At 36.0% G+C, this 21,784-nt stretch carries 19 protein-coding genes; 6 read left to right on the top strand and 13 right to left on the bottom strand.

The window, feature by feature from the left end:
- Positions 1–2: 2 nt before the first annotated feature.
- Positions 3–740, top strand: coding sequence for a 3-deoxy-manno-octulosonate cytidylyltransferase (gene kdsB / locus A8143_RS09825; RefSeq protein ID WP_070138013.1), 738 nt, complete (start codon positions 3–5; stop codon positions 738–740).
- On the opposite strand, the gene A8143_RS09830 is transcribed toward kdsB, so the two are convergent.
- Positions 737–2,011: an LETM1-related biofilm-associated protein gene (locus A8143_RS09830; RefSeq protein WP_070138014.1), complete on the bottom strand. Its 1,275-nt coding sequence runs from the start codon at positions 2,009–2,011 to the stop codon at positions 737–739. The genes kdsB and A8143_RS09830 overlap by 4 nt on opposite strands.
- 188 nt (positions 2,012–2,199) lie before the next feature.
- Between A8143_RS09830 and A8143_RS09835 the strand changes: the two genes are divergently transcribed.
- Genes A8143_RS09835 through hxpB form a run of 3 tightly spaced genes read left to right on the top strand, consistent with a single transcriptional unit; the run spans position 2,200 to position 5,348 of the window.
- Positions 2,200–3,060 (top strand): hypothetical protein, encoded by an 861-nt coding sequence (locus A8143_RS09835; protein WP_070138015.1) that lies wholly within the window; start codon positions 2,200–2,202, stop codon positions 3,058–3,060.
- Between the two features lie 2 nt (positions 3,061–3,062).
- Positions 3,063–4,670, top strand: coding sequence for a S8 family peptidase (locus A8143_RS09840; protein ID WP_070138016.1), 1,608 nt, complete (start codon positions 3,063–3,065; stop codon positions 4,668–4,670).
- Between the two features lie 12 nt (positions 4,671–4,682).
- Entirely contained in the window at positions 4,683–5,348 is a 666-nt protein-coding gene (gene hxpB / locus A8143_RS09845; protein WP_217494801.1) for a hexitol phosphatase HxpB, read from the top strand.
- On the opposite strand, the gene A8143_RS09850 is transcribed toward hxpB, so the two are convergent.
- Positions 5,332–5,583: a hypothetical protein gene (locus tag A8143_RS09850; protein WP_139134322.1), complete on the bottom strand. Its 252-nt coding sequence runs from the start codon at positions 5,581–5,583 to the stop codon at positions 5,332–5,334. The two genes, hxpB and A8143_RS09850, sit on opposite strands and share 17 nt — an antisense overlap.
- Before the next feature lie 284 nt (positions 5,584–5,867).
- On the opposite strand from A8143_RS09850, the gene A8143_RS09855 reads away from it, so the two are divergent.
- Positions 5,868–6,578, top strand: a complete 711-nt coding sequence (locus A8143_RS09855; RefSeq protein WP_070138019.1) for an AAA family ATPase — start codon at positions 5,868–5,870, stop codon at positions 6,576–6,578.
- Here A8143_RS09855 and A8143_RS09860 read toward each other — a convergent pair.
- The 3 genes from A8143_RS09860 to A8143_RS09870 all read right to left on the bottom strand — a co-directional run bounded on the left by A8143_RS09860 (position 6,575) and on the right by A8143_RS09870 (position 9,811).
- On the bottom strand, positions 6,575–7,435 hold the full coding sequence (locus tag A8143_RS09860; RefSeq protein WP_083261316.1) for a pseudouridine synthase: 861 nt from the start codon (positions 7,433–7,435) through the stop codon (positions 6,575–6,577). The genes A8143_RS09855 and A8143_RS09860 overlap by 4 nt on opposite strands.
- Before the next feature lie 220 nt (positions 7,436–7,655).
- The gene (locus A8143_RS09865; protein ID WP_070138020.1) at positions 7,656–8,939 is read right to left on the bottom strand and encodes an Ntn hydrolase family protein; all 1,284 of its coding nucleotides are present in this window, start codon (positions 8,937–8,939) and stop codon (positions 7,656–7,658) included.
- A 56-nt stretch (positions 8,940–8,995) separates the two neighbouring features.
- Complete coding sequence (locus tag A8143_RS09870) at positions 8,996–9,811, bottom strand: hypothetical protein (protein WP_070138021.1); 816 nt, start codon at positions 9,809–9,811, stop codon at positions 8,996–8,998.
- A 131-nt stretch (positions 9,812–9,942) separates the two neighbouring features.
- On the opposite strand from A8143_RS09870, the gene A8143_RS09875 reads away from it, so the two are divergent.
- Positions 9,943–11,244 carry a hypothetical protein gene (locus A8143_RS09875; protein WP_070138022.1) on the top strand — a complete coding sequence of 434 codons (1,302 nt, stop codon included), beginning with the start codon at positions 9,943–9,945 and terminating at the stop codon, positions 11,242–11,244.
- A 31-nt stretch (positions 11,245–11,275) separates the two neighbouring features.
- Here A8143_RS09875 and A8143_RS09880 read toward each other — a convergent pair whose 3' ends face one another.
- From A8143_RS09880 to A8143_RS09915, 8 genes are all read right to left on the bottom strand, one after another.
- The gene (locus tag A8143_RS09880) at positions 11,276–12,103 is read right to left on the bottom strand and encodes a hypothetical protein (RefSeq protein WP_070138023.1); all 828 of its coding nucleotides are present in this window, start codon (positions 12,101–12,103) and stop codon (positions 11,276–11,278) included.
- 79 nt (positions 12,104–12,182) lie between these two features.
- A complete protein-coding gene (gene pyrF, locus A8143_RS09885) occupies positions 12,183–13,007 on the bottom strand; it encodes an orotidine-5'-phosphate decarboxylase (protein WP_070138024.1) in 825 nt (274 codons plus the stop codon).
- Between the two features lie 4 nt (positions 13,008–13,011).
- Complete coding sequence (gene prfA, locus A8143_RS09890; RefSeq protein WP_070138025.1) at positions 13,012–14,094, bottom strand: peptide chain release factor 1; 1,083 nt, start codon at positions 14,092–14,094, stop codon at positions 13,012–13,014.
- Between the two features lie 31 nt (positions 14,095–14,125).
- Positions 14,126–15,298 carry an AIR synthase related protein gene (locus tag A8143_RS09895; RefSeq protein WP_070138026.1) on the bottom strand — a complete coding sequence of 391 codons (1,173 nt, stop codon included), beginning with the start codon at positions 15,296–15,298 and terminating at the stop codon, positions 14,126–14,128.
- A gap of 81 nt (positions 15,299–15,379) precedes the next feature.
- Entirely contained in the window at positions 15,380–17,503 is a 2,124-nt protein-coding gene (locus A8143_RS09900) for an OmpA family protein (RefSeq protein ID WP_070138027.1), read from the bottom strand.
- A gap of 102 nt (positions 17,504–17,605) precedes the next feature.
- Positions 17,606–18,658, bottom strand: a complete 1,053-nt coding sequence (locus A8143_RS09905; protein WP_070138028.1) for an RluA family pseudouridine synthase — start codon at positions 18,656–18,658, stop codon at positions 17,606–17,608.
- Positions 18,658–20,958: a T9SS type A sorting domain-containing protein gene (locus A8143_RS09910; RefSeq protein WP_070138029.1), complete on the bottom strand. Its 2,301-nt coding sequence runs from the start codon at positions 20,956–20,958 to the stop codon at positions 18,658–18,660. The genes A8143_RS09905 and A8143_RS09910 overlap by 1 nt, the downstream gene beginning before the upstream one ends.
- Before the next feature lie 31 nt (positions 20,959–20,989).
- Entirely contained in the window at positions 20,990–21,772 is a 783-nt protein-coding gene (locus A8143_RS09915; protein ID WP_070138030.1) for a PASTA domain-containing protein, read from the bottom strand.
- Positions 21,773–21,784 lie beyond the last annotated feature (12 nt).

Below are 21,784 nucleotides of genomic sequence, written 5' to 3' on the forward strand. Positions count from 1 at the left end.
TTATGAAGGTACTAGGAATTATTCCGTCGCGTTATGGTTCAAGTCGTTTTCCGGGTAAACCATTAATAGATTTAAAAGGTAAGTCTATGATTCAAAGGGTTTACGAACAATCCAGCAAATGTAAATTATTCTCTAAAATAATTGTTGCAACGGATGATCAACGAATATTTGAACATGTTCAATCATTTGGGGGTAATGTTGTAATGACAGCTGAAAATCATCAATCGGGTACAGCAAGATGTAGTGAGGTAATTAAGCAGTATCAGGACTATGATATTGTTGTGAATATCCAAGGTGACGAACCTCTCATTCGTCCCGAACAGTTAGGTAGTTTAATTGAGTTGTTTCAGGATGCTACTGTAGAAATTGGAACCATCGTCAAAAAAATGAAGGATATCCAAGAGGTCAAAAACCCCAATCGAATTAAAGTCGTTTTAGATAAAGAAGGAAACGGGGTATATTTTAGTAGAAGCCCTATTCCCCATGTAGCCAATATTTCAGAAGAAAGTTGGCTAGACCATGCTAACTTTTATAAACATATTGGAATCTACGCTTGGCGACGACACGTACTAGAGAACATTACGCAATTGCCGAGTACCACTTTAGAACGTATAGAATCACTGGAGCAACTTCGTTGGATCTATAATGGTTTCAAAATTAAAACAGTAGAAACAGAAGTGGAAACTCCGAATATTGACGCCCCGGACGATGTTGCCGCTGTTTTAAAGCTAATCCCTTAATCCTCTTTTGCTTTTTCTTCTTCAATTTGGTTGCTTCTAAAGGCAGTTGGAATCAAATCAGGGATAATTTTGAGAATTATAGGCAAAAGTAAACTCCCACCAGGTAACATAAATAAGGTTAATGATGGAATTGTTCTAGCCAAATCTTTTAATTGATTCCGAGCCTTTTCTTTTTCCTTTTTCGACAATTCCGTTGTTGTTGATTTAGCGATGAGGGCCATCAACTCTTTACTTTCTTTTAATTCAGCTGCGAGTTTATCTTTATTTCTTCCCAAAATATTTCTCCACCTCTCCGTAGCGCCATCCATCAATAATTCAGCATCATTTTTACCGTTGAGAAAAGGTATCGTTTCATAATTATTCATCACAAAAGCCTGAATGGCTACAAATGACTTATCCATCTCCTCCTTTTGTATTCCTAATTTTTGGGTTAAGGCAATCAGAAATTCCTTCTCCGCTTCAACAACGTGACGATTGCTCCAGATTGTCAAAACAGCCACCTCCATCAAGTAACGATTTAACATCCAAGAACGTTCATAATTCAAATCAATATCGGCTAAAGATTTTTTATTATCCCAGTACAATTTTGCTTCCTCCCTTTCCTCTCGATCTAAATTTGCTGAAGCCATAAAAATTTCAAATATTGCCTCTTCTTCATCTGTTAAATCACCATCAATATTTGCCGCTGCCGCAATTATTTTGATTAAGTCAAGCGCTACCCTTTTTCTGTTTTCCATTAACAGGTCTGGCGCAACCCCGTTGTGGTACTCATGATAAAGCAATAAATCATGGAAAATTAAACTGTTAAACAAATAACTTGTCCATAAGCGTTTGGTAAAACTTGTTTTTATGTCAACGCGTTGCGCAATTATAGATTCTAATTTTTCGTATACGGTTAAATCCTTGAAATTTAACCAACTCTTTTTTGCGCGTTCAAGTTGAGTTTGTTCATAAAACCGTACAAATTCTTCTAGTGATTTTTCAAGTGAATCAATATCAAATTTTCCCTTGACAAGATGGTCGGTAAGAATTAAGCCTTCGAGCAAGAGTACACGATAGGCCTCCTCATTGGAAAGCTCCAGTAATAAATCATTTTCAAGAAACAACAAACTTGCTGGATAACCATACATTATACCTGTTGGCTGAAGATAAGCGTAAAACAAATCGTCTTGCGACATAATTGAACCTGGATAACGGTTCAACTGTTCACTATAATTGTCAAGAATCGAAAAATATTTACGAATCCATCCAGCTTTACTCGGGTTCATCATAGTTCAATCCTTTTTATCAACTGCTATTCAAAAATACAGATTTTCGTTTTATCTTTTTTAAACGCTAAATTATTTTTTCATTATCAATTCATGCGAATAATCAAAAGAACTTGTTAATGTTTCAATTTCTACCTTTAAACAAATTTAAAACTTTATTTTTGGTATAATTTTAGAAGGAATTACGCTGCATGACTCAAAAAATAATTTACCTTTTCATACTACTTTGGTATTCAAGCCACACGCTGGCACAATTAAAATCCTATAAAATCACTGATTTACCGAATGACTTAGAAGAAACTTCAGGACTCATACTTTATCAAGACAAGTACTTTATAACCCATAACGATAGCGGTAACGAACCTGAAATTTATATCTTAAACTTAAAAGGAGAATTAATAAAAACCATCGCATTAGAAGATGCAAAAAATAGGGACTGGGAAGACATTACGCAAGATGACAAAGGTCGTGTTTATTTAGGCGATTTTGGAAACAATAGCAATAATCGTGAAAAATGCCACATTTACATTCTTCCTTCAGATTTCATGAAACACAAGAAAGTTAAACCAAAAAAAATCACCTTTTCTTACGAAGACCAAAAGAATTATCCTCCCAAAAAAACAAAAATGAATTTCGATTGTGAAGCATTTATTTGGAAAGAAGGGTTTCTATATCTGTTTACTAAATGCAGAACAAAACCGTTTACAGGTGAATCTCGCGTCTATAAAATAGACCCAAATGATGATAAACAAAAAGCTGATTATATCGGAAGCATCTACTTATGTCAAAGCGGGTGGAAGTTATGTTCTGTAACTGCTGCAGATTATCATGCAGCTTCAAATTCTTTAGCCCTTTTGACCTATACTAAACTGTATATAATAACTAATTTTAAAGAAAATGAATTTTGGAATGGAGACATCCGCTCCTATTCCTTACCGCTAATAAAACAACGAGAAGCAATTTGTTTTGATAAAGAAAATCTACTTTATTCGACGGATGAAGAACGTAAAGGATTTGGCGGAGGTAATCTCTATAAAATACAACTGAAATAATTATGAATAAATCAATTATACTTATCATAGCCTTGTGGACGGCGCCTATTTTATGGACACAAGATGTCGATAAAAAAATATACAACTGGTACAACGGAAAAAAATACGGTATGCAGACGGATAAAGCATACGGTAAAACGTTAAAAGGAAAGACGAGTAAACCCGTTATTGTCGCTGTTATAGATTCTGGTGTAGATATTGAACATGAAGATTTGCAAGGTAAGATTTGGGTCAACAAAAACGAAATTCCAAACAACGGAATTGATGATGATAATAACGGCTATATCGATGACATAAATGGATGGAATTTTTTAGGTAATGCAAACGGAGAAAACCTCAATAATGTTCGTTTAGAAGTTACAAGGATATACGCCGAACTTAAAGATAAATATGAAGGTAAGAGTGCCACCGATTTATCAGATGCGGAACAAGATGATTATCAAAAATATATAGCGGTTCGTACCGAAGTTAAAGAAAATCAAAAACGATTGACAGACGAATTAAAAGGACTCGAAGATTTTACAGAAAACGTAAAAAAAGCTGACGAAGACTTAAGGGCTTATTTTCAAGGTGATTATACCGAAAAGCAATTGTTAGAAGCAATCTCAATCGATGAATTAGCTGAAGCCGCGGTTCAAATATACACCCTCGCTTTTTTTGGAATGGATTATGACGGATATTTCGAATATTTAGCTGGAATTGAAAACGAGTTAAATTACAACTATAACCCCGATGTTAATCCGCGAGCAACGATAATCGGAGATGATGTCAGTGATTTTAGCGATAAGTCATACGGCAATAACGACATCACTGGTCCTGATGCAGGACATGGAACGCATTGCGCAGGTATCATTGGAGCAATTAGGGGAAATGAAATAGGAAATGATGGCATAGCCAACAATGTACTCATTATGCCAATTCGAGCAGTACCAAACGGAGACGAATGGGACAAGGACATTGCAAACGCTGTTCGCTACGCGGTAAACAACGGTGCTGAAATTATAAATATGAGTTTTGGAAAAGCATATTCGCCACAGCAAGAAGGGGTAATTGAAGCATTTAGATATGCTGAAGAGAATGGAGTTTTGCTAATTCATGCTGCTGGTAATGAAGCAAATAACAATGATGAGCTTGGACATAATTTTCCCAGTCCTATCTACCCAGGTATGAATAAAAAGTTTTCTAACTGGATAGAGGTTGGAGCTTCAACCCGTTATAAAAAAGCGAAACTAAAAAAGGACTACGTTGTTCATGAAGGATTAGCTGCCGAATTTTCAAATTATGGGAATGAAATTGTAGATGTTTTTGCACCGGGACATGATATTTATTCTACGACACCGGATAACTCTTACAGCAATTATAGTGGAACCTCAATGGCAGGCCCAATGGTAGCCGGAACAGCAGCATTATTAAAATCTTATTATCCTCAACTTACCTGTCTTGAAATAAAATCAATCATTTTAAAATCGGTTAAAAATGTAGGAAAGCAAAAAACGCTTTTACCGGGTTCTGAAGAGGAATTTGTTCCATTCAGCGAACTTTCAGTTACTGGTGGAATAGTGAACGTGTACAACGCTGTTCAGCTTGCTGAAGAAATTACAAATCCTTAAAACAACTGAACTGTGAATCTTAACCATATAAGCACTGTCATCTTTGATATGGATGGTGTATTAATAGACTCTGAACCATTATGGAAAATTGCGGAAGTTGAAGCCTTTGCGAAAGTGGGCTTAGACCTTACCCATACCGATTGCGAAGAAACTGTTGGTTTGCGCATTGACCAAGTTGTTGAAATGTGGCATAAAAAAGTAGGATGGAAAAACAAATCAGTTCAAGCAGTAGAGGATGATATTGTTTCAATTTTAATTCGAGAAATCAAAAAGCAAGGACAAGCTTTAATTGGCGTGAATACTGCGCTCCAATTCTGTAAAGAAAAAGGGTTAAATATTGGACTTGCCACATCTTCCTATGAACGAATAATTGAGGTTGTAGTCGATCGTTTGAAAATAAGAGATTTTTTCCACACCTTACATTCAGCAGAACATGAAGTCTATGGAAAACCACACCCTGATGTTTTTCTAAACTGTGCAAAAAAACTAAATGTGCACCCGGGTGAATGTTTGGTAATCGAAGATTCCTTTAACGGAGTTTTAGCAGCCAAGGCTGCCAGAATGAACGTCTTTGCTATTCCTGAAAAATCACATCAACACGATCCCCGATTAATTATAGCAGACAAAATATTAAACGATTTAACCGAGCTAAGCAAAATGTTTACCCACCAATCTTAAAGTCTTGACCATTAAACCAAAACCAAATTAAGGCCACAACCAAAGGTAAAACTAGTGTCTGTGCGATATCTTCAAATAATTTTCTTCGCGCTTCATCACGTTTATTTTTAAGCATAATTAATCCTAAAGTATAGAACCAAAAAGCTAAAATAAATCCAACACCCGGAACCAAATAGGTGGAAAATTCCAAATATTCATTATCCAGACCAACTCCAATAAAAAATGCTAAAAACATAAAGCCTAAATAACTGAACAAAAGAGGAAGCAAAAATTGACGCGATTGAATGATCAATATTCTCCAAAACCAAATTACAAAGGGAACAAATACAATAAAATATAAAATTGAAGCAACCATAAATGGGGGTGTTGAATACGAAAGATAAACAATTTGATGAATTTTATCACTTTTTACATGATTTAGTTCTAATTCCTAATCTAACCCTTAACCACGAAAAAAACAGCTAATAATTCACAAGTTTTTGAACAATAAAATTCATCAAATTCCGCTAATTTTGCAGCATGAATAGTTTATACCTCGTTAACCAAACAAAAGTGAACCTTGATGAAGTCGTATACGATGAATCATTATCCCAACAAATTAACGACTTTTTAGACGAGTACGAACACAGAGAAGCCTTAGCAAAATATCATTTGCCTGTAGCCAATAAACTTTTCTTATTCGGACAAACTGGCTGTGGAAAAACAATGACAGCCAAAGCCCTTGCCAACCGATTACAAAAAAAAATCTTTATCGTAAACCTGAGTACAATTGTATCTTCTCGATTGGGGGAAACAGCGAAAAATTTATCCGCACTATTCAACAACGTTTCACACAAAAAAGCGGTTTTGTTTTTTGATGAATTTGACTCTCTCGGAAGCATAAGAGACTATGATAATAACGACACCAGTGAAATGAAACGCGTTGTCAACACAATACTCCAATTAATCGATGATTTTCCGCAAGATGCTATTTTAATTGGTGCAACCAACCAAATTCAACTCATTGATGAAGCCATCCTACGCCGATTTGATTTAAAGCTCGAATTTAAAAATCCGAGTAACGAAGTGCTAGACGGTTTTTATAATCAATTACTGGAAAACTACCCATTGGAATATCGCAAGATTGACCGAAAATATTCGACCTCTTTTGCCGAAGCTAAAAGCCATGTTTATGATGCCGTGAAAAAAAATATAATTGCCCATGAAAAGGCAAAGCTCGCAAAGGCTTAACCCATACGTAAAAAATCAACCTCTTTAGCCGTTAGGTGACGCCATTTACCTCGTGGCAAATCCTTCTTCGTTAAACCAGCAAATTTTACCCGATCTAGTCGTGTCACTTTAAAACCAATTGCCTCAAACATTCTTCTCACGACTCTGTTTTTACCAGAGTGCAACTCTACCCCAACCTCTCTATTTCTCGTTTCTGCAATGATTTCTACTTTGTCCGCTTTCACAAAATCACCATCATCCAACTCAACTCCGGTCAACAAAGCTCGCGTATGCTCTCCACTAATCGGCTTATCCAATTCAACATGATAAATCTTCTTCACCTCATAACGCGGATGCGTCAATTTTTTTGCTAAATCTCCGTCATTTGTAAACAACAACAATCCCGTCGTATTTCTATCCAAACGGCCTACTGGATAAATTCGCTCTTTACACGCATTTTGTACCAATTGTAAAACCGTTCTTCTACCCATCGGGTCGTCCATTGTTGTAATAAAATCCTTAGGTTTATTCAATAAAACGTACTGCTTCTTTTCAGTTTGAATGATACTGCCGTCATATCGAACTTCATCACTCGGCTTCACTTTATAACCCATTTCGGTAATAATTTTACCATTCACCTCCACAATTCCGGTTTGAATCATAACATCTGCCTCTCTTCGTGAACAAATTCCTGCATTTGCAATAAACTTATTCAACCTCACTTCATCACTAAAACTTGGCATCGGATCTCCTTTCGGTTTTTTAAACCGCGCCTGTTCCCCTTTACGATAAGGCTTATTCCCAAAACCCTTTCCACGTTCACCACTCGTTCTACTCGGCTTTTTATTGCCCCCAGATTGCTTATTCCTACCTGCCATTTTTTCCGTTTTATTTCAACTGCAAAGATAATGGAATTTATAGCTCTCAATCACTAATTCTGCCGATATAAAAATGTCTACGGTTTTTAGTTTAACTATTTTTTGGGCGTTACCCCAAGTTTCGATTCCTCACATGGGGTCAAGCTTTCCGCACTCGCCCTTGCCAATAGCAGGGCAAGGGGCTTAAACAATCGCTACAATCTTTAACGCAAGCCTAAAGTCAATGAAAAACATCATATAAACCCCAATACATAAATCCACAAACTAAAACCATATATAACACTAAGTTGGTAAAAATCAAATATCGCATATACCGTTGAATAGCTGTACGATGTCGAACAAAATGCCGCAATAGAATAATCATTAAAATGATACTATAAAATGGCGTAAATGACAGCACATTGACCCCATAATTTCCAGCTTGAAAAAATGGAGCATCAAAATAATAAACCCCAATCGTTGTGGCTAAAACAAAAAGATAGGCAATTAGTATCACATTGGTTAGTGAAAATCCAAAAAGATAAACCAAAGTAAATTGAGATGTTTTTAAATAATGTAGAACAAATGCCCCCGTAAACAACAATAAAAATGCAGCAATAAGTACCAAAGAAACACGCAAAAAAGGGGTGTTAAACGGGGTATAGTATGTTTTCAATCGCAAAAACTCTTCGTTTTCAGGAAATAATTTTGGGATATCCCATTGCGAATCGCCTTTATCCAACATTTCTAATAAATCAAATTGAACAGCGTGCTCAAAATCATGGTAAAAATACAAGTTGAATTTTCGCGATGAAAGATCCCATATCGAAGTTAACAAGGTTCCATCTCCATTTCGTTCTCGACAAACGTGCATGGTATCAGAAACTTTCTCGCAAAATTCAAAACTTGTTATCAAATCCACTTCCGCCAAATAATCCTCGCCTTTTCGGTAACGGCCCAAATTTCGAGCCACCTCATTGTTGGTAATTGAAGGGCAAAAATTAGACAAAACGTATACCGCTTCATCACCACGAAGTAATTGATAAGGTTCAACAATTAAATATCCTCCAGCACTATCTATATAAATTAAAACATCATCAATAAAAAAGCGATGATCATATTCCTTATAAAAAGCTTCAACTTCCTCTACCGACTCGCATTGATGTAAAACACTGGTCAAAAAATCAACCTCGTTATTTATGCGCTTACGATTCGAAAACATATTTTCAATGATGGGATGATAGGCGGCTAATCGCGAAAAACATAACCCTTTTTCGTTCATCCCAGATTGCGGGGCAGTCACCAATTCACTAACTTTCCGTGACCCTGTAAATGCAGCACCGAATTCTTCGGGCGATTTAGCCGTTTCAAACCACAATGTTGAAGTTGTGCGCCACGCATCTTCATTGCATCCTACCATCGTACACTCGCCAACAGTTATTTTATACATGCTGCAACCGAAACAATTCGCAACAGAAATAAATAAACCAATCAGAAAAAAATTAAGTTTTGCATCTAAAGTCATTGCCTACTTTTTAAATTACAATGCCCCCAATTCAAAAAGTAACAAGTTCTCCAGCACTATTTTATTTTCCGTATTAAAACTTTAACCCGCTTTCCCTGAATAGATGACTTTTTTAATAATTGACATGCCTTCAAAGTATCAATATCACTAGGAAATTGATAGAGTTTCAATTTTAAATCAAAAAACGCATCCGCTGAAAGTGCATTAATTTGATTAATAAAACCATCCGTATTCTTTTCTATCAAACAAACAAAAGTCCTATAATCTATCTCACACGAATGCATATTCCTTAAAACTTCCGCAATTAATACTTCATCAACCGTGTTACTATTTACGACTTGATTTAACCGCGCTAATTTCTGTCGCTTTATATTATTTATAAAAGCCAATCCTTTTTTCAATCTTTCCTCATTCACAAATTGATATTCTTCAACACAAAAGTCTGCTAAGTTATCTCCCATTGATAATTCCTTATTCATAAAGGTTAAAAAAGCATCATTTTTCGAACCTATATTTACTCGAGCTGTATCGTAAAGTATTTGTCTTGTTTGATGACTTAAAGCAGCATTACGGATTAAATTTAAGGTTGAATCACAAACATCCATTCTCTCAAAATCATTCAATCCATCAATCATAACACTTCCTCCAATCCATTGATCATTACTTGTTAAAACTAAGTTATCCTCCTTAACCAACCAATAGGTAGTTTTAAAATAACTGTATTGCTGGTACAAGTAACTGGAATCGGTGACTGGTGTTAACACCTCAGTTGTAGCATTAATTTTTTTTTCTATTGATCGTACAAAAACATCGTGTTGCCCAAATACGCCCGTATTACAGACTATTAATAAGAAGCATAACTTAAAATTCATGTTTATTCAGTTTATTCTCAAAAACAATAATAACTTAAAAATGCAAACCATTAAAATCCCATTCATCATTTTATTCATACATTTTAATCAATTAGCCCTTTGAATTAAAAATAGATTATATATACTTAGGTATGCATTCAAAACTTATACTAATTACCTTAATTCTATTTACGGGCATTGCAAAAGCGCAAACTTTAAGCGGAATTGTTGTGGACCAATACAATCAACCCTTGCCATTTTCCAAAGTGGTGGATACAGTACACCAATCATTTGCTCTAACAGACATTAGAGGTCGTTATGAAGTTCAAATAAAACCCAATAGTGTCATTCGCTTTTCGTACATCGGTAAAGAAGATGGATATTTCACTGTCCCACCTACTGAAACCCCAAACTCTTTCCAGAAAACAATAAAACTCTATGATCAAAACAAAGAACTCCAGGTAGTTGAAGTGACTGCAGAACGCATTAAATCCGTTGCAGATAAAATCAACCATAATATTTTAGACTATACTTTTTTAACGAATGATGAGTTCCTAATATTAAAAAAAATTAATGGAGAACGTTATTTATGCATAGATGGAATTGATACGACGTATCTTTCCTATCCCATTTCTCAAAGAGTAAAAAACATTTATATAGATTGTTTCGACAATGTTCACCTGCTTAGCAAGGACAGTGCCTATCAAATATACTTAGCCGATTCGCTAACTTTCATCGAACGAATAAGCATAGAACAATTTAATGATAACATAAAACCATGCATTCAAAGCAATGCGGATAACACACTTTTCTCTATGTATACTGATTTTAATAAATCGTATTACATACACGACATTCACCACAGTGAAAAATATAAAACCATTCGTGTAATTATTGAAGATCAGGTAGCAAAAAAAGCGGCTCAAGATGCTTTTAACAGAATACTTTATATCTATCACAAAACAACGCCACCCGAGTCAAATGTTTTTGCACTTGGAGTTTGGGACAATGATCCGTATAGTTTAATTAACAATTATACCCCATCAGAACTTTTTGACATGATTGCCTTTTTTAAACAAGTTGAAAGTCGGCCGGTCTACTGCCCCGAATTTATTCATGAAGATGAATCAATCATTATATTTGATCATGTAAATAACAATGTTCTACAGTTAAATGACACACTTAGTATAATTAGTTCTTTCGATTTTCATCTAGACAATGGGTATCGCAATGAAATATATCAAGATAAAATAACCCATAATTATTATTGTGCGTCCAAAGAAAAGGGCTATTTAAAGCTACGACGCATCAATATATTTAACGGGCAAGTTGATCAGGTTTTGGTTTTGGATGAAATCGGGTATCCAGAAAACATCAAAGTACACAATAATTATACTTATTTCGTTCACAACGAACGGTCAGGCTTTCAAAAGCTGAAACGTGTTAAACTTTAAGCCGGCCTTTTGAGTTAGAATAGTAATTAAGCTATTTTCTTTTAGTTATACTTGCCACTTTTGGTATTTTTATATAGAATGATTTTGGCGATTCAAAGTCATTGAAAAGTATTGGGTTTCCATATTCATCTCGAAGGAACCACTTCCCTTTTACAGAAGTGTCATATCTATACTGTTCGAAGTGATCTCTCTCCATTTCCAATACTTCACTGATATAAAACTTATTATCTATATAAAACTCATCTTCAATCTCTTCACTGAATGAAATCGTCAAAAAGTTTCTAAAAATTAATGGTGTTGTTTCTAAATTATAGTTTGCTTTATAAATTTTAGTTTTTTTAGAATTATCGTCTTTTCTCAAAACTTCCTCGGAATTCGTTTTGGTATTTAATAAGAACGCTGATACAGGGTAGATATAAAATTGAGATCTAAAATAGCTCGAATTTGGAGGAATAAAGGTAATTCGTTCCATTTTCGTAGATGAGGTTTGAGACACACCAGTAATAGTATTTTTTTTTGAGGCAGATTCTGAAGATTTTTTAAACAAGTAATTATCGTAAACAATCTGAGAACTTGTTTTCTCAACATCCGCCCAATAATTTAATTTAACTGAATTATCTATGTATGAAGATTTTTTCCAATCAATATAAATTGGTGATTTAGTTTTATTAAATATTTCAAAGGTCATTACACCATTTTCTTCCCAAAAACTGTATGTAATCCGAACCGTATCCGTTTCATAAACATAGTTTCCATGTTCATTCTCACCTATATTTGATGCGGTATTAAAAACCTGAACATAAGACTTACAACTTGCAAATATGCCTACACAAATTGCTAGATAAAAATAAATTTTCATGGGTTAATTTTATTTTAATAATTAAAGTATTTATAAATTTCCGAAAAAAGTACGAATACTATCGCAACTTAACAAAATACTAGGCAATAAAACCCTTTGCTTTTAAAACGGCTTCCATTTCTTGTTGAATTTCATGTGCTGCATTTCCTGAGGCTTTAGCATAGTTTTCGTCATTACCAGCATAAATAATACCTCTAGAAGAGTTTACAAGTAGCCCACAATCATCGTTCCAACCAAAATCAGCGACATCTTTTAAAGATCCACCTTGAGCTCCAACACCAGGAACGAGGAAAAAATGATTTTTTGCGCAGGCACGTGCTTCTCCTATTGATTCATTTCTTGTCGCACCAACAACATACATTAATTGAGAAGCATTGCCCCATTCACTCGACTTTCTGATAACTTTCTCAAAAAGTTTTTCCCCTTTCATATCCGTGGTAAACTGAAAATCCAAAGCCCCTTTATTGGAAGTTAAACCGAGTAAAATCACCCATTTATTTTCGTATTCCAAAAATGGTGTAACGCTATCAATCCCCATGTAAGGAGCAACTGTTACACTATCAAAATTTAGGTACTCAAAAAACGTTTTGGCATAATAATGTGAGGTATTACCAATATCACCTCGCTTAGCGTCAGCTATGGTAAATATATCTTTTGGAATGTAATCGACCGTTTTCTTTAAGGCATCCCAACCTTTACTCCCATGACATTCATAAAAAGCAATATTTGGCTTGTAGGCTACCGTATAATCCTTTGTTGAATCAATAATTCGTTTGTTGAACTCAAAAATGGGATCTTCATAATCCAACAAAAACTTCGGTATTCGATCTAAATCAACATCTAAGCCAACGCATAAAAACGACTTTTTACGTTTAATATTTGCTATCAGGTCTTCTTTTTTCATTCTCTTAAATTGTTCCTCCCTCTTTCATTTTTTCCGCATTTTCGGCAATTTTCAATGCGTCGATGATTTCTTGGATGTCTCCATTCATGAAACTTGAAAGATTATACATTGTTTTGTTAATGCGATGATCAGTAATTCTTCCTTGTGGATAATTATAGGTTCTAATTTTTGCAGAACGATCACCTGTTGAAACGAGTGATTTTCGGTGTGCCGAACGTTCTAATTCCTTTTTCTCCAATTCAGCTTGATACAACCGAGTCCTTAAAACAGTTAACGCCTTTTCGTAGTTTTTGTGCTGCGAGCGGCCATCTTGACATTCAACTACTGTATTGGTTGGAATGTGAGTAAGTCGAACAGCAGATTCGGTTTTATTTACGTGCTGACCACCGGCACCTGAAGCACGATAGGTATCCTTTTTTACATCTGCCATATTGAGTTGGACATCTACTTCCTCTGCTTCTGGCATAACGGCAACAGTAATTGCTGAAGTATGAACACGGCCTTGTGACTCAGTTTCTGGAACACGTTGAACACGGTGAACGCCCGACTCAAATTTCAACATTCCATATACTCCCTCACCTTCTACTTCGAACGACAATTCACGATAGCCACTGGTACCTCCTTCATTAGAGTTAACAACCTCCATTTTCCATCCCACAGATTTAAAATACATCGAGTACATTCTAAAAACATCTTCCACAAATATACAAGCTTCATCTCCCCCAGTTCCTGCTCTAAGCTCTACAATTACGTTTTTATCGTCCTCTGGATCCTTAGGAATTAGCATAATCTTGATTTCCTCTTCCATTTCCTCCCTTTTTGGCAACAATTCATCCAATTCCATTTTTGCCATTTCCTTCATTTCAGGATCATCTTCTAAATCAATCATTTCTTTAGAAGACGTGATATTGTCCAGTACGTTTTTGTACTCTTTATAGACGTTCACAATTTCCTCTAAATCTTTATATTCTTTTGTCAACTTCACGTACCGATCCATATCTGCAATAATATCGGGATCCGTTATTTGCTGTCCTACCTCATTAAATCTCACAGCAATTGACTCTAATTTTTGTAAAATATCACTCATTTTTTCAACTTATAAAAAGCATTATTGCACTTTAATCCTCATAAACAAACTCACCAAACTCTGAGTTTATGGTTAACTTATTCCCCTTATGAGCATGGCATCGACCAACAATTTGTGCATCAATTCCAAATGACTTTGAGATGTCAATAATTTTTTGGGCATGTTCTTCTGGCAAATAGATCTCCATTCGATGCCCCATATTAAATACTTTATACATTTCTTTCCAGTCTGTTTGCGACTCATCGTGGATAAGTTTAAACAAAGGCGGTACAGGAAACATATTGTCTTTTACCACATGTAAATCTTTAACAAAATGAAGTACTTTGGTTTGAGCACCACCTGAACAATGGACCATTCCATGAATATTTGCTCTTTCCGTATCCAAAATAGCCTTAATAACCGGCGCATAAGTACGTGTTGGCGACAACACTAATTTCCCAGCATCTATTGGCGAACCTTCCACCGGATCTGTCAATTTTTTTGAACCGCTATAGACAAGTTCTTTGGGTACTTCTGGATCAAAACTTTCCGGAAATTTATCAGCTAAATAATGATCAAAAACGTCATGTCTTGCACTGGTTAAACCATTACTACCCATTCCGCCATTATAATCAGCTTCATAAGTCGCTTTACCCGAAGATGACAAACCTACAATCACGTCTCCATCTTGTATTTTATGATTAGATATTACATCAGATCTCTTCATTCGTGCAACGACTGTCGAATCCACAATAATCGTTCTTACAAGGTCTCCAACATCAGCTGTTTCTCCTCCAGTAGAATGAATTTGAACACCATGTTCTCTCAGGTCCTCTAACAGTTCTTCAGTACCATTAATAATGGCTGAAAGCACATCTCCATCAATTTTATTTTTATTTCGACCGATGGTAGAAGACAATAAAATATTTTCTGTTGCACCTACACATAATAAGTCATCAATATTCATGATAAGTGCATCTTGCGCAATACCTTTCCAAACAGAAGTATCTCCTGTTTCTTTCCAATACATATAGGCTAGTGAGGATTTTGTACCTGCACCATCGGCATGCATGACAACACAATATTCCTCATCACCGGTCAAATAGTCCGGTACAATTTTACAAAACGCCTGTGGAAACAAGCCTTTATCAATATTTTTAATTGCGTTATGAACATCCTCTTTGGACGCCGAAACACCTCTAGAATTATACCTTTCCTTATTCATTCTTTTAATTTTATGCAAAAATAAAAAAAGCACCCATCACCGTGAAGTGATTGAGTGCTCTTTAGTAAAATTTTAGTTTATCTAATTTTCTTCAGTACCTTCTCCTACTGGCGGTACATAATCAAAACTTAAGATAACACATTCTGTACGTCGATTAATTTGGTGATAAAACTCAAACAACTCTTTATCTGAATTTTTCAATTGATTAATCATATTACATTCTAATAAGATTTCTGTTGTATCCGTACCAACGATTTCTTTATAAGTAGCTGGCGTTGTTTCACCGAGTCCTTTAGGGATTAATCGAACAGGATCAATTTGCTTTTCCTCAACTAAATAACGTACACAAGATTCTGCACGAGCCTTAGATAGTCTCATATTTGCAGCATCAGAACCACGGCAATCCGTATGAGAAACTAACTCTACAATTAGGTTTGGATTTTCCATTAAAAGGTCATAAAGATAATTCAATGAATCCTTAGAATTAATTCGTTGACTTAAATCCTCGTTCGTTGTATCAACCAATAATTCAGCTGAACCTAATGGGTAACGAACCTCTGGTAAACGAATTGGTTTTTCAATATTTAAAACTTTCAAATCACGAATAACTCTTGTGTTTGTTCCGATACCTTCAGTTGTAAAGTTATCATTTGCTCCTAGGTAAGATTTTTCAACACCTTCAACTTCTAAGGTCCAAGTTTCACCAGGCTCAACATAACGCGTACCATCAGGTTTTTCACCTAAATTAATTTGACCTGAAGCATCAGTAACTAAATCGTAGCTAGAACCACCAGAACCTACTAATTTAACTTTAGCACCTTCAATTGGGTAACCATCATCAAGGTCTGAAACTAAAATCATTACATCAACCAATACTGGCGGTAAATAGAAATCCCAGATATCTTGTGAGTTATTTCCTTTAGAACCATTTCTATTTGAAGAAATATAACCTCTCTCAATTTTACCTTTTTCTGTATAAATGATATGATAATCATCGCGACAAGAGTTCATAGGTGAACCTAAATTTGTAGGATTTTCCCATTTGTTTTGGTCTCCAATTTTTGTTGCCATATAGATATCTAATCCACCTAAACCAACATGTCCGTCAGAAGCGAAATAAAGATTATCTTCAGGCCCCCATGTAGGGAACATATCGTCTTGAGCTGTGTTAATCTCTTCTCCTAAATTCACTGGTAAACTCCATGAATCAGATCTTCTATCGTAAGTTGACATCCATAAGTCAACTCCACCAAAACCACCAGCCATATTGGATGCAAAAATTAAGGTTTTACCATCAGGAGAAATTGCTGGGTGTCCAACATTTGTAGAGTCGTGATCTTTTAATTCTAATTTAACCGGATCATCCCATTTCGAACCTCTTTGTTCTGCCATATAGATTTCACAACCTAATTGCATTTTAGGCTCACTTGGGCAACGTGTAAACCAGATTGTTTTCCCACGACTATCGAAGCACATTGTTCCTTCATTATGAACAGAGTTAATTGGTTCCTCAACAGGCATTGGTTGTCCCCAGTTTCCTTGACGATCAATTTTAGAAACCCATAAATCCATATAGCTTTCTGCTGTAATTGGATCAGTTTCTTCTCCCATAGACCCTGGTCGAGAAGAAGTAAAGTACATTTCTTTACCTCTAGGGGCCATTACTGTTGCATAATCGAATGATGAAGTATTAAGTTTAGTTACGTTTGAAACAAGATGTTTCGTTGGAGTTTCTGTTGCCTCCGCATAAAAATCACAAGACTCAAGTCTAATCTTTGCTATATCACTGTTTGGATCAAGCTTTAAGTATTTTTTATAATTCTCTTTCGCATCAGCGTGATTACATTGAGCTACTTGCATTTCAGCTGCACGCATGAATACTTGTGGCTCGAATTGCTCATAACGTAAAAGAATTGCTTTTTCATACTGTTGTTCTGCGGCAGCATGCTCGCTTAACAACTCATAGCAACGTCCTGACATGTAGGTGTAGTACGCCTTTTTTTGTCTTGCTTTTTCATTTTTTGGACTAATCTTCTCAGCAGCTAACTTGAATGCCTCAGCAGCCTCAGCATAAGCTCCTGCTTCCCACATTCTACCAGCCTCACCAGAATAATTCCTTGTCGCTGCCCTTTCCGGCTGTGCTACTGCAGAATATCCCCAGGCCATTAATCCAATGAATAAAAATACAATGTTTAGTGATTTCATAAAATTTACTTTTCTGATATAAGCTTAATACTCAAGAGGCGAAAATAAAGATTTTATTTGATTTATACATATTTTTTGCCTATTAAATTCTGCTTAATTGTTCTAGGTGTTTCTACTGTATACTCTCCATTTCTCAAGTAGTTTCAAAAAACCTTCAGGAAGTTCAGATTCGAAAAACACTTTTTCACCTGTAACAGGATGGAAAACACCAAGTGTTTTAGCGTGCAAAGCTTGACCATCCAAGAGCTTGAAACAATTGTTTATAAATTGCTGATACTTGGTGAAAGTGGTTCCTTTCAAAATTTTATTCCCCCCGTATTCCAAATCATTAAAAAGAGGGTGACCGATATGTTTGAAGTGAACCCGTATTTGGTGAGTTCTTCCCGTCTCTAATTTACACTGAACCAGTGTTACATAACGAAATCGCTCTACAACTTTATAGTGGGTTACTGCATGACGTCCGTATTCTTCTTCATCCTCATAAACTTGAAAAACTTTTCTATTCTTTTTAGACCGTCCAATATTCCCTGTTATTGTCCCTTCATCTTCCTCTACATCTCCCCAAACCAGAGCATAATACAATCGATCACTCGTCCGATCATGAAATTGTTTTGCCAATGCTGTTAAGGCGTTTTCAGTTTTTGCTACCACAAGGATTCCTGTTGTATGTTTATCTAGTCGATGAACCAACCCCGGCCGACCATAGTAATCGTCACGCTGTGGAAGGGAGTCAAAATGGTATACCAGAGCATTTAATAAGGTGCCTGAATAATTTCCATAACCTGGATGAACAACCATATTTGAGGGCTTATTAACCATGACCATTTGATCGTCTTCATACAATATTTCCAAGGGAATGTTTTCTGGAACAAGTTTTATTTCACGAACAGGATAAGGTAAAACTACAGAGATATCATCATTTGGTTTTACTTTGTAATTCGATTTTACAGGCTTATCATTCACGAACAAAGTTCCCGCCTTAGCGATGGCTTGCAAACGACTGCGAGATACATTAGGCAATCGTTTCATTAAAAATTTATCAATCCTTATTGCCTCTTGCCCTACATCTGCGACTAAACGATGATGTTCATACAAGTCATCTTGTTGATTTTCTTCATCATCCAAAAACGCGTCCTCCTCTAATTCTTCTGTCATTATTCTTTTATTAACTTAGTTGCAAAGATAGCAGAACCATCCATAGCACGAACATCAACAATATAAACTCCTTTTTCTAGATGCGATATATCCATTGATTTTTCATGCCTTTGTTGCAAGACCACTCTCCCACTCAGGTCATATAAGTTCAGTACAAATTCTTGTGGCAAACCATCAATCTGAAAATTATTTTGTGTGGGGTTAGGGTATAGGTTAATGACTTGCTCATCCACAGCCGAATATACTTGTCGTTCATTTGACAAGGTATAATCGAGGGCAGTTGAAAACACAGGGCGAATGAGTAGTGATAATTCATAAGCAGAGGTTAACCAGGCGCCTGAGGTATTTCTAAAAATTTTATCCCCATTATCAATATTCATATCTGCGCCGATGTTTAGACGGTTGTACTCCACATTTTCCCAGCCCACATAAAAAACCTCTCCAACGGGTAAATAACCATCCACCAAATATTCATCATTTGTAAAAGTGTAATAACTAAAACCGTTTTGTGTCCATGCGTATTTGGGAGAATGTGCCGTAAAAAAATTGTCACGATAAATTACCTCCCCTGGTTCACCCCCATCATCATCCCAGACAGTTAAGAAGAATATTTCATCGCTAAAATCGGTCACGGACTGTACAAAATGCATTAAAATTCCTGTAAGTTCACCAGGCTCATAAGCTTCAAATTTATACGCCATCAAAGCGCCTTCTCCTTCTATGCCATAAGCCATTTCCGCAGACCCGTCATCATAGGCATAATAATTTGCGAAATGTTGTGTAAAACGGGATGTATCATTTGACAAGAAACGATTTGAGCCTTCCGTTGCCGTTGAAATGTTCACTTTAACATCAAATCGTGCCTGATCGCCACCTGCTGCTTGATCAAAGAAATAACCTCCTCCAACATTAAATATTACGGTGTCGGTTTTCAACAAATAATCAGGATTATCAGGATCTCCTTTTGAAGGAATTGCATACGGACTAGCTCCTTGTAGAATCCCATCTTTTTCAATAATAAAGGTTCCTGGAGCAAAACTAGTAGGTGTTAAATCACTATTATATACCTGTAGTTGATAATCCGATATCATTTTTTCATTTCCTGAAGTATTGATGTAATGATCCCAAGGTACTGCTGTATAATCTTTTAAAAAGGTATTCACCGGATACGCGATTGCTATATCGGAGAAATTAGGCGTTTCAGGCAACACATCAATTCTTAGTGATACAAAATCAATATGCCAATGGTCTAACGCACCAGACAATGAAGCATAATTTTTGAATCGGAAGCGAAAGCCATCCAAAAAGTGAGAAGACGGTATAGCAAGTCGAGCAGTATCCCATTGATCTGGCCCCACCTCATGGGTTCCTGCCCATGGCAAAGTTGTCCAAACCTCTTCATCACTATGCCAAATATCCACTAATAAAGAGTCAAATTCATCCGGCATATTCCCAAATCCTTCAGCTTGATACAAAAAGGTTAAATACACAAAATCATCTCCTGGATCAGCCACAGACAAGTCGATAGGGCGAGTAGTTAAATAGTCCGCTATGCCATAAGCATCTTCATTTCCAAACTCATAAGGCCTTCCATTTTCATCAACACCATCAAAAGTTGCCACTCCGAGTGACCATGGATTTTCAGCAAAGGTAAAATTTCGATAAGCATAATTATCGACCCATAAACTATTGGTGTCAGTGACTACTTTTGTGAAAACATGTGCACTATCTTGAACGTAGTTTGGATCGCCAGGTAAATTATACCAAAGCGTATCTTGATCATCATCCAAAACACCATCAATTATTGTATCGACTAAAACATAACATTCCTGGAAAACCGATTTAATTCCACCTGCAACAGGATAAAAATCCAAATCATTGACCCAAATATCTTCTGCTGTAAAAGGATGATGACTGACTACATCAATCAACAAACCGTCTTCTATTTTTACGGTATCATGTTTAGAGTAAGCTGAGTCGCAAAAAACTAAGCTAGGATCTTGAGGCGTTGTATTGGTAGGGTCCATTAATCGGTAAAACCACTCTGACGTTACTCCATCCTCATCAAAGTCCGGCGTATACATTTCAAACTTATTAGTTGAAAAATCATCATGTACATACTCTAAATCCAGTGATGTAAATTCAAAGACAAATGTACTATCGAGGCTATTCAATTCACTTGCTCTTGTTTGAGCTGCAGGTTGGAAAATAGCAGTATTTGAGCGCAAAGGAGTCAATCTTTCTTGCCCAAAACTAATTAAGCTCAATAGTAGAAGCCCTAAAAAAAATATTCTAATCATGTTTAACCTCTTTTACAACCGTTTACACTTATTACTCTGCCTTGGTTGCCCAAACTGTTATTGTTGATCCAGCCGCTATACTCACTCCTTCTCCTCCTCTAGGGTTTTGTTCTGTAATCACTGCATTTGCAAAATCGGTCTCCGTTTCACAAGTCATGCAGTCCGTGTAAAGGGATAATGTTAAATTACTTAAACGTTCCTTTGCTTGACTTATTGTAAGTCCAACAAGATTTGGGAGCGATGTCGCAGCACCATTTGAACCTTGTGCAACAACCAACTCTATACGTGAACCTTTTGGTAATGCAGTACCTGGTTTTATCTCTTTCCCTTTAAAAGTTTGTTTGAGCACGAAGCCTTTGCCTTCTGAGGCCGGCTGATAACTAACCTTGGTTCGTAAACCGATCGCTTCGAGGCTTGACTCCGCCATTCGCTGCGACATATCAGTAACCTTTGGCATTTTAATCATTTGGGGATTTATAGGGACAACTGACAATAAAATTTCGCGTCCAGATTTTACAGACATTCCTGAGGAATCAGTTGGCTTGGGATATTGCCAGCAAACTGTGCCTTTTGGCCAATCATCCATGTACACAGAATCTTGTATGGTGTAAGTTATGTTTTTTCCACTGATGAATTCGTCCAAATCATCCATATGAATTTTATAGAAAGTCGGCACTTCAATTTTCTCCCCAAAATTGGTGGAACTTTTCAAATAAGCCATTTCAGCAAAAATTATTACGGCCCATACTATTGCAATTGCAATGAGATTATATAAAAATTGCTTACTAATAAAAAACTGGAAAAATTTTTTCATCTGTTATTGTTT

The organism is Crocinitomix algicola, assembly GCF_001661595.2.
GTDB lineage: Bacteria > Bacteroidota > Bacteroidia > Flavobacteriales_D > Crocinitomicaceae > Crocinitomix > Crocinitomix algicola.